Annotated in this window: 15 protein-coding genes and 1 pseudogene; 10 read left to right on the top strand and 6 right to left on the bottom strand. The window is 56.6% G+C overall.

All coding sequences use genetic code 11. The features are described 5' to 3' along the window. Nucleotides 1–225 precede the first annotated feature (225 nt). Entirely contained in the window at nucleotides 226–819 is a 594-nt protein-coding gene (locus BM316_RS13765; protein ID WP_207493712.1) for a DUF4956 domain-containing protein, read from the top strand. Then, the gene (locus tag BM316_RS13760; protein ID WP_090209780.1) at nucleotides 819–1,640 is read left to right on the top strand and encodes a polyphosphate polymerase domain-containing protein; all 822 of its coding nucleotides are present in this window, start codon (nucleotides 819–821) and stop codon (nucleotides 1,638–1,640) included. Before BM316_RS13765 ends, BM316_RS13760 begins: the two co-directional genes overlap by 1 nt. On the opposite strand, the pseudogene BM316_RS13755 reads toward BM316_RS13760, so the two are convergent. Then, nucleotides 1,637–2,463 (bottom strand): annotated as a pseudogene (locus tag BM316_RS13755) (3-oxoadipate:acetyl-CoA acetyltransferase). The gene BM316_RS13760 and the pseudogene BM316_RS13755 overlap by 4 nt on opposite strands. A 119-nt stretch (nucleotides 2,464–2,582) precedes the next feature. Here BM316_RS13755 and BM316_RS13750 point away from each other — a divergent pair. The 3 genes from BM316_RS13750 to BM316_RS13740 all read left to right on the top strand — a co-directional run bounded on the left by BM316_RS13750 (nucleotide 2,583) and on the right by BM316_RS13740 (nucleotide 4,704). Beyond that, the gene (locus BM316_RS13750; RefSeq protein WP_090209778.1) at nucleotides 2,583–3,599 is read left to right on the top strand and encodes a phosphatase domain-containing protein; all 1,017 of its coding nucleotides are present in this window, start codon (nucleotides 2,583–2,585) and stop codon (nucleotides 3,597–3,599) included. A 100-nt stretch (nucleotides 3,600–3,699) separates the two neighbouring features. After that, the gene (locus BM316_RS13745; RefSeq protein WP_131802595.1) at nucleotides 3,700–4,449 is read left to right on the top strand and encodes a DUF533 domain-containing protein; all 750 of its coding nucleotides are present in this window, start codon (nucleotides 3,700–3,702) and stop codon (nucleotides 4,447–4,449) included. A gap of 66 nt (nucleotides 4,450–4,515) precedes the next feature. Further along, nucleotides 4,516–4,704, top strand: coding sequence for a PLD nuclease N-terminal domain-containing protein (locus BM316_RS13740; RefSeq protein WP_090209774.1), 189 nt, complete (start codon nucleotides 4,516–4,518; stop codon nucleotides 4,702–4,704). 74 nt (nucleotides 4,705–4,778) lie between these two features. On the opposite strand, the gene BM316_RS13735 is transcribed toward BM316_RS13740, so the two are convergent. Further along, entirely contained in the window at nucleotides 4,779–6,206 is a 1,428-nt protein-coding gene (locus BM316_RS13735; protein WP_090209772.1) for a mechanosensitive ion channel domain-containing protein, read from the bottom strand. Nucleotides 6,207–6,399: 193 nt separating this feature from the next. On the opposite strand from BM316_RS13735, the gene BM316_RS13730 reads away from it, so the two are divergent. After that, a complete protein-coding gene (locus BM316_RS13730) occupies nucleotides 6,400–6,867 on the top strand; it encodes a baeRF12 domain-containing protein (protein ID WP_090210387.1) in 468 nt (155 codons plus the stop codon). 225 nt (nucleotides 6,868–7,092) lie between these two features. Continuing rightward, a complete protein-coding gene (locus tag BM316_RS13725) occupies nucleotides 7,093–7,803 on the top strand; it encodes an HAD family hydrolase (protein ID WP_090209770.1) in 711 nt (236 codons plus the stop codon). A gap of 76 nt (nucleotides 7,804–7,879) precedes the next feature. Here BM316_RS13725 and BM316_RS13720 read toward each other — a convergent pair whose 3' ends face one another. From BM316_RS13720 to BM316_RS13705, 4 genes are all read right to left on the bottom strand, one after another. After that, entirely contained in the window at nucleotides 7,880–8,827 is a 948-nt protein-coding gene (locus tag BM316_RS13720) for a YihY/virulence factor BrkB family protein (RefSeq protein WP_090209768.1), read from the bottom strand. Between the two features lie 147 nt (nucleotides 8,828–8,974). Beyond that, nucleotides 8,975–9,736, bottom strand: a complete 762-nt coding sequence (locus tag BM316_RS13715; protein ID WP_090209766.1) for a DUF3618 domain-containing protein — start codon at nucleotides 9,734–9,736, stop codon at nucleotides 8,975–8,977. Next, a complete protein-coding gene (locus BM316_RS13710) occupies nucleotides 9,729–10,124 on the bottom strand; it encodes a phage holin family protein (RefSeq protein ID WP_090209764.1) in 396 nt (131 codons plus the stop codon). The genes BM316_RS13715 and BM316_RS13710 overlap by 8 nt, the downstream gene beginning before the upstream one ends. After that, nucleotides 10,117–10,626: a hypothetical protein gene (locus BM316_RS13705; protein WP_090209762.1), complete on the bottom strand. Its 510-nt coding sequence runs from the start codon at nucleotides 10,624–10,626 to the stop codon at nucleotides 10,117–10,119. The genes BM316_RS13710 and BM316_RS13705 overlap by 8 nt, the downstream gene beginning before the upstream one ends. 140 nt (nucleotides 10,627–10,766) lie before the next feature. Between BM316_RS13705 and BM316_RS13700 the strand changes: the two genes are divergently transcribed. Genes BM316_RS13700 through BM316_RS13690 form a run of 3 tightly spaced genes read left to right on the top strand, consistent with a single transcriptional unit; the run spans nucleotide 10,767 to nucleotide 11,874 of the window. Then, nucleotides 10,767–10,925: a YqaE/Pmp3 family membrane protein gene (locus BM316_RS13700; RefSeq protein ID WP_090209760.1), complete on the top strand. Its 159-nt coding sequence runs from the start codon at nucleotides 10,767–10,769 to the stop codon at nucleotides 10,923–10,925. A gap of 4 nt (nucleotides 10,926–10,929) precedes the next feature. Then, the gene (locus BM316_RS13695; RefSeq protein ID WP_242649913.1) at nucleotides 10,930–11,337 is read left to right on the top strand and encodes a DUF4112 domain-containing protein; all 408 of its coding nucleotides are present in this window, start codon (nucleotides 10,930–10,932) and stop codon (nucleotides 11,335–11,337) included. A 21-nt stretch (nucleotides 11,338–11,358) separates the two neighbouring features. Further along, nucleotides 11,359–11,874 (top strand): pyridoxamine 5'-phosphate oxidase family protein, encoded by a 516-nt coding sequence (locus tag BM316_RS13690; RefSeq protein ID WP_090210383.1) that lies wholly within the window; start codon nucleotides 11,359–11,361, stop codon nucleotides 11,872–11,874. Nucleotides 11,875–11,974: the final 100 nt, after the last annotated feature.

The following is an 11,974-nucleotide window of genomic DNA, read 5'->3' as shown; positions in this document are numbered from 1 at the left end:
GGGATATGTTCCCTTTTCGGCCTCTGCCGCAAAACCGCGGGGCGGCAAAAATCTGCCGATGTCGCATGACGAAGGCCGAAAACAAGAGATGGCAAGTGATCCAATCTCACTTACCGGACGTTAAGAAATCAGGCGCTATCAAACGATACACCGCGCACCGGAATTGTCGCTGATTCATATGACACCGGTGTGACAGCGCCGTCACGAAATGGGGAGGACCGGCCGATGATCAACGACCTGCTTGCCACAGGCACGCTGGAACGTTTTTTGGTAAACCTGGTAGCGATGTCGTTGCTGATTTTCGGGCTGTTTTACAGACGTTATCGTGACAAGGAACTGGTCACGGCTGCATCCTTGTTCAATATTTTTGCCTTCGGCGTGCTGTCCATTCTTGGCTCGGTCGAATTTTCGCTGGCAGCCGGTTTCGGGCTTTTTGCTATTCTTGCGCTGTTCACGTTGCGGTCAGAACAGATCAGCAAGATCGAAATCGCCTATTTCTTCGGTGCGGTGGCGATTGCCGTGATCTGTTCGGTCAAAGGGACCACCTTGCCCTTCGTCATCGTGATCGTGGGGATGGTCCTTTTGGGGGCCTATATTTTCGATCACCCGGGCATTCTGAAATCCGTCGACAGCATCAAGATCACACTCGACAAGATTGACCATGATGCTCTCTCTGACCCTGCAAAAATGCGCGCGGGCCTGTCGGCGCGTCTTGGGGTGGAGGTGATGAGCTATGACATTGTTGCGCTCAACTACATCACCGATATGGCGCAGATTAATGTCTTTTACCGCAACACGGGCAAAGGACAGGTATCGTGATGGACGGTCGCGTCGCAACGGCGCTGTCCGCATTTGATGCCATCACACTCGAAGAGCTGAACGGCAAGGCTGCGATGCTGGAAAGGCTGGACCGCAAATATATCGTCCCTGCCCCTCGGCTCATTGCTGCCTTTGCACAGTTTCAGGACCACTTTGACGTGCTGGAGATCGCAGGAAAGCGTTCGTTTACCTATGCTACACAGTATTTTGACGACCACGATGCGCGCTTTTATCACGACCACCATCAGGGCCGCCGGAAACGCTGCAAGGTGCGGATCAGAACCTATCTCGATGCCGGTTTCAGTTATCTGGAAGTCAAACTGAAAGACGTGCGGGATATCACGGTCAAGAAACGGCTGAAGCTTGCGGAGCCCGAAAAGGGGCTTTCAACAGAGGCGCTCGCTTTTATCGATAAGTGCCACAGCGATATGTATGGCACCGCCTTGGCGCGGCAGATCGCGCCGGTGATCGAGATGCAATATGCGCGCATCACTCTTGTTGCCAAACAGGGGGGTGAGCGGATGACCATCGACACAAATCTGGCGTTCCACAACGGGAGGTTCAGACGCGCAACACCTTCCGGCCATTTTATCCTCGAAACCAAATCGGCGCGCGGCAACGGGTTGGCTGACAAAATCCTTAGGGCGGTCCACCTGCATCCGACCAAACAGTGTTCAAAGTATTGTATGGGGATGGCCGCACTGGGCGCGGTCGAGCGGCACAACCGTTTCCTGCCTGCACTGAAGCGGTTGCAGGTGTTTGATCAACCTCTGGTCGCGCGGTCGCTCGACAACCGTCAAGCCAGCCAGATCGCTGCCTAGGTAATTTGCAGGATCTGCCGCGCCCGCGGCGGCGTGGCCACAGGGCGCACATACTGCGCGCAGAGATCAAAGACCCGCCTGACTAACGCGGCATTTGATGGGGCCAGCGTTGCGCGATCCAACCGCACGTTATCTTCCAGACCGGTGCGTGCGTGGCCGCCCCCGCTGACAGACCATTCATTGACGAGCAGTTGCGACGCACCAATACCAGCGGCGCACCAAAAGGCATCCGGCCCAAAGAGCCGCCCACGGTCTGGACATAAAAGTCGAACACGACTTCATCGGCGGGCATGGCATTCTTGACGCCCATCACGAATTGCACGCACGGCGTAGCCGCTATCTGACCTGCCGCGTGCATCTGGGCGGCTTTGTAGATATGGCTGAGATCGAAAGCCTCGATCTCTGGTTTGATGTCGTGGGTCATCATTTCCGCGGCCAGCCAATCCACCAGATCGGGCGGATTTTCATAGACCCGCGTCGGAAAATTGTTCGACCCAACCGAAAGCGAGGCCATCTCCGGGCGCAGGGGCAACATCCCGCCACGTTCCCGCACTGCCCCCGACCGCCCTCCGGTCGAGAACTGGATGATCATGTCTGGGCAATGCGCGATGAGGCCCTCTTTCAGGCGCGCGAATTTGTCAGGATCGCTGGACGGGGTTTCATCATCATTGCGCACATGGACATGGGCAATCGTCGCGTCGGCCTCTTAGGCCTCATGTGTGCTTTCAATCTGTTCGGACACAGTGATCCGCACGGCGGGATTGTTTGCCTTGCGTGGCGATGAGCCGGTGATGGCGACGCAGATGATACAAGGTTCAGACATCCTCACCTTTTCTGGCATGCCTTCCGCAGCTGCTTTGCGGCTTTCGCCGCGGCCGTCGCAACCCTGCACGATGTTCGGACGTTGAATGACATGTCGGACCGCCTGAAAGGAGCAGCACCATGAACGCCTTTGAGCGTACAATCGTCAAGATCGGCAGCAAACTGGAATACCAGTTTGCAAAATTCATGTCCAAACGACGCAAGCCGCGCGTGATCGAGCCGTACATCGGTTACGCAACCCCTGATGAACTGGTGGTCAAGGGCCGTGTGCTTGCCTCGCGACGCTACGTCGAAGAACGCTTCGGCCAGAGCCGCGTGCGCAATGTCGGACAGATGCTGGGCCGGTTCATGACCGCCGAGGTGGCCGGTGCGCAGGTCCAGGCAGAGGGCATTTCAACGACTTCAGATGAGGAAGGCTATTTTGAACTGCGCTTGCCGCGCAATGGCCGCCATGGTTGGGTCACCGTCGAAACCCATCTGCATGATCAGGACAATAATCTACTGCATAGCGAAGACTGCGCGGTTCTGGCGCCGGTTGATTCCAAGACCGTCATCATTTCCGACATTGATGACACCGTGATGAAAACGGGGGCCTATTCGCTCACCCGAAATCTGTGGACGTCGTTCACTGGCAATACCCTCACGCGGCAGGTCTTTGCCGACAGTGCTGTCTTGCTCGACCGTCTGACGACGCGACGGTCAATGCCGGTTTATTATGTGAGCTCTTCGCCTTGGAACCTGCATGATTTTCTGCAGACCATTTTCGACCGGTCTGCCGTCGTCAAAGGGCCGATGTTTTTGCGTGATCTGGGGTTGAGCGAGACAAAACTGATCACCAACGGTCACGGCGATCACAAGGGGGCGGCCATTGATACGATCCTTGACGCCAATCCCGACGGGCAGGCCATCCTGATTGGCGATTTGGGGCAGAAGGACGCGCAGGTCTACCACGATGCCATCATACGGCATGAAGGACGGATTGCTGCGGTCATCCTCCGCGATCCCGGGCCGCAACTTGATGCCAAGATCCGCAAAGCGCTGAAGAAGCTCGAAGACACAGGCGTGCCCACGTTCCATGACACCACATTTGCAGGGTTGGACGCGAAAATTCTGGATCTGATCCCCACCGAGAAGTGAACTAGGTCTAGATTTGGTTCACCTTCGCAAATGATGAGGAACCGCCCCAAGGCAGCATTCGTTGAGCATTGAACGGAAACTGACAAAGGAGGAACCTCAAATGTCCATCAAGCGCATGGTCACTAAACTTGCCCTCGCCTTTGCGGCGAAGAAGGGTGTCGAAATCTTCAATAACGCAGGCGGCGTCGATGGCGTTCGCGATATGCTGGCCGGGCGCAAGGCACCGCCACAGCCAGACACACAGACCGCTGGCATGCACGGCCGTATTGGCGGGACACGCGCTGCGGGAACTGGCGGTCTTGGCAACATACTCGACAGCCTGGGCCATGCCGGTGCAACGAATGGCCGTGAGAGTGGTGTGACGGGTCAGGTAAGCCCACTGAACCAAAGCCTCGGTGGTCTTTTCGGAACACTCGCGGCGGCACTTGGCCACCAGTCACAACCAGAACAGGCTGCAAGCAAGCTGGAAGAAGAATTCGAGACCAGTGACATCACCCGTGACGAAGAAGCCAAACCGCTGGTCCGTGCGATGGTGCAAATGGCCCGCGCCGATGGGAATATTGATGATCAGGAAAAGTCGGCACTCTTTGACATTCTGCAGGATGCCACAACGCAAGAGCAGGCGACGCTTCAGGATGCCTTGCATGAGCCGATCAACCCCAAGGCAATTGCTGACGACACGCCACCGCATGCGCGCAAACAGGTCTATACGGCAGCCTTGCTGGTCGGTGACCCCGAACACCCAAACGAGAAGCAGTTTCTGGCATCTCTGGGCAGCAATCTTGGCCTGAATGACCGTGAGGTGGCAGCACTGCATGACGCTGTCGGCAAGCCACAACTGGCGGCCTGAGCATCTTTTCCGGAACCGGCAACGCAGTGGCTGCGTTGATCTGTCAAGCAACTCAAGGAGGCTATTATGGAATATGGTATTGTCGGACTTCTGGTCCTGATCGCCAGCGTTTACGCAATTTATAACGTCATCACATCCGGTGCGAGCACAGGTGCGAAAGTGCTTTGGACACTTCTCATCCTGATCGTCCCAGTGATCGGCTTTATCGTCTGGCTGCTGGCAGGCCCACGTTCATCGGGCAGCAGCATCGCCTAACTGGCAAAATGAATAAAGAAAGGGCGGCCTAGGGGCCGCCCTTTTTTTGTCCGCGCTTGTTTTGCGCGCAACTGTCATTCCGATTTTTCAGAACTATCCAACAGGTTTTCGTCGTTTTCATCACTGCGACGCTCCCTTTCGGCGGCGTCCTGACCGGCGTCTTCCTTGCGCGTCGGATCTGCCGCAGGCGGCAAGGGTTCATCGGCGGGGCGCGGTGTGGGGGTGGCTTGTGTCGGCGTGTCGTCAGTTGGTTTCTTGCCGCCAGCGGCAAGGCTCAACTGGTTGTTGGACATCTGACTGTCGTCGAGACGGACGCGGTAGATAGGCTCCGGCAAGCCGAACCCGGCATCTTCCAAGGCACGTTTGGCGACGCGGATCGCCTCGCCTCGGGCCTTTGGGAAGCTCACCTCGTGCTGGTTGACCCACCCTGTAAAGGTCAGCAGGACGTTGGAGTCGCCCACCTCCTTGATCCACGCGCCGACCTCCGGGTCAGTCAGCACGAAGTCGAGACTTTCGAGCGCATCGACAACGATTGTAAGCGCCGCTGCCTGATCTGCGTCGGCATCGACGCCCAGATCAAATTCAAACCGGCGCTGAGGGTCGCGCGTGAAATTCACAATCCGGCCTTTATAGACCGTCGCGTTGGGGATGCGGATATGATTGCCTTCTGGAGAGATCAGAATGGTGGCGCGCGATGTAAGTCTCGCCACGGTTCCGATGTCGCCCTGAATATCGACGAAGTCGTTGGGGCGAAACGGTTGTCGCAAGCTCAGAAGGATCGAAGCGATGAAGTTTTCAACAGTGTCCCGCACAGCAAAACCGAGCGCCAGACCCACCACGCCCGCAGCACCAAGGACAGCACCAAGGAGTGCGGTCGCGTTCAGGATGTCGAGCGCCAGAACGACGCCAAGCAGGATGAATGCGATCCTTGCGATTGCGCGATAGACGTTGCCGATAAACTGGTTCGGGGCGATGGCCGACCAAATTCCAATCCGTGTTGTCAAAAGCCAGCCAAGCACTGCGACAAGCAGAAATGCCATCAATGCCACCAGGAAAATCGGTGCATTCGCCCGCAGACTTTCCGTCCGCTCGATGATCCGCTCGGCCGCTGGAACAAGACGCTCTTCGAGGCTGCCGGATACCTCCACCTCGTTTTCGATGGCGACCACGCCGTCAACGCGATTGATCAAAGTGCGTAGCTGATCACGCGCGGCACCATCGACGACCTGACCGGTCAGCCTGACGACCCCCTCATTGACGTCGACAGTCACTGACCCGTAACCATCAAACTGTGCCAAAAGGCGCGTGATCCGCGCCCCGATCTCACTGTCTGTCGGCGCACCTTCGCCCACCTCGATCGCCGCATCGGTCTGTTCGGTTTCCGATACGGTCTGCGCAAGGCTTTCACTGCCGGGGAAAGACCACAAAAGCAGAAAAAGGCCTGCAAACAGCCAGCGAAACAGACCATTAGACAAGCTTTCGCGCAGGGGGTGAGACGTCATTGAGACCTACATTCATTTCTTGGCGGTATAGCGAGGAACGCTGCGGCGTGTCGCTGGGTTCCACCGACTATCTAGCACGATCGCACCGCGCGGCACGGGTTCGGAACAAATGCCACCCAGTTTGCGTTGATTCAGCAAGGAAATCGCTCGCAATGCCTTTGGCATGGCGGGCCAGAAAACGGAGGATAACGACATGGTTGAACGCGCAGATGGCCTACCACATGGCGCTTGGGTATTGATTGCAGACGGTGAAAAGGCCCTTTTCCTTGTCAATGCCGGCGACGCGCAGGACATGCACCTGCAACTGCGCCAGAAAGAAGAGCAAGAGAACCCTCAGGCACAGGACTGGGCCGCCAACCGGCCGGGACGCTTCAACGACGGCCCCAGCGTGCATCGCTCTGCTGTGCAGGACACTGACTGGCATGTGCTTGAAAAGGAACGCTTTGCACACGATCTGGCCGAGATGCTTTATCAGGACGCGCATTCGGGCAAGTTCGACAAGTTGGTCATTATTGCCAGCCGGGTTGTGCTTTCCGAACTTCGTCAGGAGCTGCATCAGGAAGTCACCAAGCGTCTGATCCTTGATGTGCCGAAAGTGCTGACCAATCACCCGATTGAAGAGGTCGAAAAGCTGCTTTCCAGAGAACTTGAGGACGCCTGATCCGATCAGAATGACAACAAGATCAATCGAACACGCGAAGGGCGTCTCGTTTACCGAGGCGCCCTTTTTGCGACGCGTTACGCGAAATTTTCCATGACATGATCTGTTGGGAACCCAAGTGAATGGCACGGCGTTCAGTTAAGTCGGTGCGTTGGACACCGCCGCAACACTCAACGGAAGTCACGCGACCGGCGAAGGCATTCCCCCTGCAAAGAGAGTATCCCCATGACAAAGAAGGCTATCATTTTTGGCTCTATCGGGACGATCGTCGAAACCTCGCAGATGCAGCTCGATGCATTCAACATGGCTTTCGCAGAAGCTGGCCTTGATTGGCGGTGGTCTCGTGAGGTGTATATTCCGATGCTGGCCAAGTCGGGAGGCGAGGCGCGCATCAGACGCTACGCAGAAGAACACGACACTGATGTCGATGCAGCCGCGTTGCACAAGCGCAAGACAGCGCTTTTCGATGATATGATGGTTGAACGGGGTCTGGCACCACGTCCAGGCGTGCTGGAGTTGGTGCATTTCGCTAAAGAGAACGAGATGAAGGTTGGCTTTGCGTCAACGACATCGCGCAACAATATTCTTGCCATCTTCGAAGCATTGCACGGCGCCTTGCACCGGAGCACGTTCGACTTTCTGGGGGATGCGGATCGCGTCACCATGTCGAAGCCCAACCCAGAGATCTATCAACTTGCGATGGACGAACTCGGAGTGACAGCGAGCGAATGTCTGGCAATTGAGGACACCCCGGTTTCGCTAAAAGCAGCAAAGGCAGCGGATATCGAATGTGTCGGCTTTCCCGGCGACTTTATTGATCCAAACAGTTTTGACGACGAAATCTCGATCGTCCGGAATGTTCACCCTGAACATATTGCAGCGTTGCACGAAAACGAAGATGCAGAAGACGCCGAGCAGACGCGCTTGGCGAGTTGATCAAAACAGAACCCGCGCGGGCATCCTGCCCGTGCGGGTTTTTAATTCATTGCATATTATTCAATGCCGGTTGGCCTTAGCTTGTTTGAGGCTCGCCCAGATTGTCGGCCTTTCGCGCGTCGCGCTTCCCCATTGGCATATCGCGACCAACCGTTGAATCACGGCGCGTCTGCGCTTCCATTTCGGCGTTGAGCTCCGCCCCCAAGATGATGACGAAGGCCGAAATCCACAGCCACATCAGCAGGATCACGACGCCGCCGAGTGCACCGAAGCTTTCATTATAGGTGCCAAAATTTGCCACGTAGAATGCAAAGCCCGCCGAGCCGATCAGCCAGAAGATTGCAGCCACTACTGCGCCCGGCGTAACCCAGCGAAACTCAGCAGGATCACGTGACGGTCCGTATTTATAGAGCAGCGAAAGGCCAAAAATCGTCAGGCCCAGAAGCACAGCAACGATGATGATTGCCCCTAAAGTTTCCGCCGCTGCACCAAAGTTCAGGGCCTGCAGCACGACCGGCACACCGAGCATCGCCACCAATCCGACGAGCAGTCCGAAAATCAGCAGAAGCGTCAGCCCAAGGGTCTGCAACTTCAAACGCACAAAGCCACGCTCTTCTTGTTCGTCATAGGCGACATTCATGCCGTCCATCAGGCTGCCCATGCCTTTTGATGCGGAATAGATGGCAAGCAAAAGGCCGATGATCGCGGCGATCCCCAGACCTGTTGACTGCGAGCCGGCAATCTCGGTCGCTTGTTGTGTGATGATGTTCATCACGGCTTCGGGCACGAAGCCTTGCAGAACCGCAAACTGGTCAATCATCTGACCGGGTGCGAACCAAAGCCCGCCAACGGCCAAGATTGCCGTGATCGCGGGGAAGAGGGCAAGCAAGCCGTAGAACGCAACGCCGGCGGCAATCAGACCGACGCGGTCCTCTGCCACTTCATCTTTCACGCGGAAAGCGATGTCTTTCCAACCGGATGTCGGGATCTCTGACGGTGTGGTCGCGTCACGGCCTCTGGTCATGGTGCTGGCTCCTTTCGTTGCTGAAAAGGGAACGCGTGAAGGCGCGTTCTGTTCCGCCGGAGCAATTCTGTCGCAGGCCTCGATGTCGCCGCTTCGACAAAAAAAGGGGCGCTCGCGCGCCCCGATTTTCGAGTTGTCTGAGAAAACCTAGTTATGCAGCCTCGGCTGCTCGGTTTGTGTTTTCCTTGCGATGGTTGATTCCACCTTGAGTTTCGCCTTGTCCATTTCCTGCTCAAGTGCGCGACGCGCCTCAGCCATGAGTGCGTCACGACGTTCACCAAGCAAGGCATCTTCTCTGCGAGTGCCCGGCAACAGTGCGCCGGCAAGAACGCCAAAGCCGAGTGCAAGGGCACCAACCGTCAGCGGTTGCTCGTATGTGAAGGTCTTTGTCGACTTCACCGCCTTCTTCGCGCCCTTTTCGACTTTCTCTTGTGCGTCAATTGCTGCCTTGCGTGCCTGGACGACCCGCTTGCGCGCTGCTGGCGGAAGCTGGTCCAAGCCCTGCTGCAGTGTTTCACGCAGGCGCGATGCTTGCGGTTGTGGCTCCATCTGGCCTGTAAATTCGGCCTTCATCTCGGCATCGGCCGCGGCGAGACGCGCATCAAAGCCGCGCATGTCATCGTTCGGGCCTGGTGTCGCATGAGGATGGGGGTTTGCGCCGGGATCGCGACGCTCTGCGCCGGTTGCGAGCAGGCCCAGACCTGCGGCGACGAGGACGCCACCTGCCGGATTGTTGCGCAAGATTGACCAAGCCTGCTGCGCAAGAGCGGTTGCAACGTCGTTTGCGACTGTTGTCGCCTCTTGTGCTAGAGCTTTCGGTTCAATCGTATCTGACAGAGCGTCGAGGCTCTGGCTCAAGCGGGCGCGTTCGTCTTCCACTTCGCGGGAAATGTTATCGATGTTAGACATTTGCTGCCTCCTTGATGGATTCGTAGTCTTTCTTCACACTGTGAACGGTTTTGTTCGGCGTCAGTGCTTCAGGGCTCAGACGGGATTTTCCGGCGAGTGCCAGCACGACAGCCACGATGAGCAAAGCTGCGCCGACCATCAGTGATGCCAGCCCAATCGAGAAACCGTTGGCGGCGATGTAGGCCACTGCAGCGGTTGCAAGAACGTTGAGTGAGACGAGCGCCATCAGCATCGCGATTGCGATCAGGGCGATGCCAACGCCAGCCCGGCTGACGATGTTTGATACCTCGGCCCGCGCCAGTTTCAACTCACCTTGGATCAGCGCACTAAAATGGCGCAGCGTATCGACCAAAAGTGACGGGGCTTGGTTGATCGGGTGCTTAGCCATAGGAATTCGCCCCCCGCGTGCCATCAATTGAAACGCGTGGATCAGCCTGCTCTTCAGGCTCCCGCGTGTTGACGTAAGGATTGGCCCAAGGGTCGCTACCTGTCGGTGCTGCGGTCATCGGCTGCGTACTGCGCGCCTTGAGAAAACGGGCCGCAGCAAAACCAACGAGTGCTGCGCCACCAATGGCGACCAGCGGGTTCTGACGTGCAAAGGTTGTCGCCTGCTGGGCCAGCTTCTGTACGTCTGCTGTCCGCAGTTGCGTCGCAAAACCTTCGATATGGTCAGCAACCTGCTGCACGGCCTGCGCCTGCGGTGAGTTTGGTGCCATTTCAGACGCAGCAGCATCAGCTGCGCGGGCGGCTTCATCTACGCGCGCGGCAGCGGCGTCTCTGGCCTGATTGGCATGGGCCGTTGCGGTCTTCGCAGCAGCGTCTTTTGCCTGATCTTGAATTTCTTTGACGTGCTCTTTTGCGGCAGAGCCGAGATCGTTTCCGTGTGTCATTACAACTCTCCATTTTGAATGGTTCGTCTTCACAACGTGACAGCGGAAAAAACGTTCCGCGTAGGCGTGTGCTGATTATGGGAACGAACAGGAAAACCCGAGCGTTTGTTTAACAAGTCAAACAAACATGTGAGGACAATATGGACCTGCTTAAAGTTATCGCAGCAATTATCCTGCCACCGCTCGGAACATTCCTTGAAGTCGGCCTTTCGAAGCATTTCTGGCTCAACATCCTGCTGACCATATTGGGATACATCCCCGGGATTGTGCACGCCGTCTATATCATCGCGCGTCGCTAGACCCGTGGCGGATATTGCAAAGTACGAACGGTGGGCTGACGCGCTTGACGCGCGTTTCCGCATTTTCGGGATACCAGTTGGGTGGGATTCAATCTTGGGCCTTATCCCCGGCGTCGGTGATGCCATCACGGTGGTTCCGGCGGCACTGATGATACATGACGGATATAAGTCTGGGGTGCGCAAGCGCGCCCTTGCCCGGATGATGGGCAATACCGCGCTTGATCTGACTTTTGGATCAATCCCTGTCTTGGGTGACCTCTTTGACGCAACTTTCAAAAGCCATAAGCGCAATGTTGCCGTCCTGAAGGAGGAGCTTTCGCGCAAGGAAGCCGAGCGCGCCAAATTCGCACAATCAAACGGAAACAACGCTGTGTCCGACACCTCTGATGAGGATCATCGCGGCGCAGCCTAGCTCATGAAAGGAACACAACTCATGGCAAAACAAACTGAAGATCGGAACGAGGCAATTTCACAGCTGTGGAAACAGCTTGATGAAAGCCGCATTTCAATGTTGAGCGTCCGTGCAAGCGACCAGCACCCACAACCGATGACGCACTATGCTGACCGCGAAAGCGGCCTCATCTGGTTCATCACTGCCTCTGACACGGATCTCGCAGGCGCAATCGGCGATCAGGCTGAGGCGCAACTGGTTTTGATGTCGCCCGATCAGGACTACCAAGCCAGCATCTATGGGCAGATCAGCTGCGTTGATGATGAAGAGAAGCTCGATGAACTCTGGTCGCCGTTCGCTGCGGCATGGTTCGAAGAGGGGCGCAACGATCCCAAAATCCGGCTGATGAAGATGGAACCATCAGAAGCTGCCATTTGGGCGTCTGAATCAAACAGCATCTTGGTCGGCTTGAAGATCATGCGCGCCGGCCTGAGCGATGATCATTCCCACCCGAATGTGGGCGTGCATCACATCGTGGAGTTCGACAAAGCTGCCTAAGAAAAAGACCCGCAACGCAGTGTTGCGGGTCTCTTTCAATTAATCGATATAGAAATGGCCGCTGCGATTATCGCAGCGGCCATTTGCTTTTCAACTTGTC

Origin of the sequence: Yoonia litorea (genome assembly GCF_900114675.1) — a bacterium.
GTDB lineage: Bacteria > Pseudomonadota > Alphaproteobacteria > Rhodobacterales > Rhodobacteraceae > Yoonia > Yoonia litorea.
The sequence above is the reverse complement of the archived record's forward strand: the minus strand, read 5'-3'. Positions and strand labels throughout refer to the sequence as shown.

Excerpts from the sequence above, each read along its gene's own strand:
- BM316_RS13705 (WP_090209762.1), bottom strand. The coding sequence starts at position 10,626 with ATGACACACGGAAACGATCTCGGCTCTGCCGCAAAAGAGCACGTCAAA.
- BM316_RS13720 (WP_090209768.1), bottom strand. The coding sequence starts at position 8,827 with ATGACCAGAGGCCGTGACGCGACCACACCGTCAGAGATCCCGACATCC.
- BM316_RS13715 (WP_090209766.1), bottom strand. The coding sequence starts at position 9,736 with ATGTCTAACATCGATAACATTTCCCGCGAAGTGGAAGACGAACGCGCC.
- BM316_RS13730 (WP_090210387.1), top strand. The coding sequence starts at position 6,400 with ATGGTTGAACGCGCAGATGGCCTACCACATGGCGCTTGGGTATTGATT.
- BM316_RS13750 (WP_090209778.1), top strand. The coding sequence starts at position 2,583 with ATGAACGCCTTTGAGCGTACAATCGTCAAGATCGGCAGCAAACTGGAA.
- BM316_RS13710 (WP_090209764.1), bottom strand. The coding sequence starts at position 10,124 with ATGGCTAAGCACCCGATCAACCAAGCCCCGTCACTTTTGGTCGATACG.
- BM316_RS13725 (WP_090209770.1), top strand. The coding sequence starts at position 7,093 with ATGACAAAGAAGGCTATCATTTTTGGCTCTATCGGGACGATCGTCGAA.
- BM316_RS13690 (WP_090210383.1), top strand. The coding sequence starts at position 11,359 with ATGGCAAAACAAACTGAAGATCGGAACGAGGCAATTTCACAGCTGTGG.
- BM316_RS13765 (WP_207493712.1), top strand. The coding sequence starts at position 226 with ATGATCAACGACCTGCTTGCCACAGGCACGCTGGAACGTTTTTTGGTA.
- BM316_RS13740 (WP_090209774.1), top strand. The coding sequence starts at position 4,516 with ATGGAATATGGTATTGTCGGACTTCTGGTCCTGATCGCCAGCGTTTAC.
- BM316_RS13735 (WP_090209772.1), bottom strand. The coding sequence starts at position 6,206 with ATGACGTCTCACCCCCTGCGCGAAAGCTTGTCTAATGGTCTGTTTCGC.
- BM316_RS13745 (WP_131802595.1), top strand. The coding sequence starts at position 3,700 with ATGTCCATCAAGCGCATGGTCACTAAACTTGCCCTCGCCTTTGCGGCG.
- BM316_RS13760 (WP_090209780.1), top strand. The coding sequence starts at position 819 with ATGGACGGTCGCGTCGCAACGGCGCTGTCCGCATTTGATGCCATCACA.
- BM316_RS13700 (WP_090209760.1), top strand. The coding sequence starts at position 10,767 with ATGGACCTGCTTAAAGTTATCGCAGCAATTATCCTGCCACCGCTCGGA.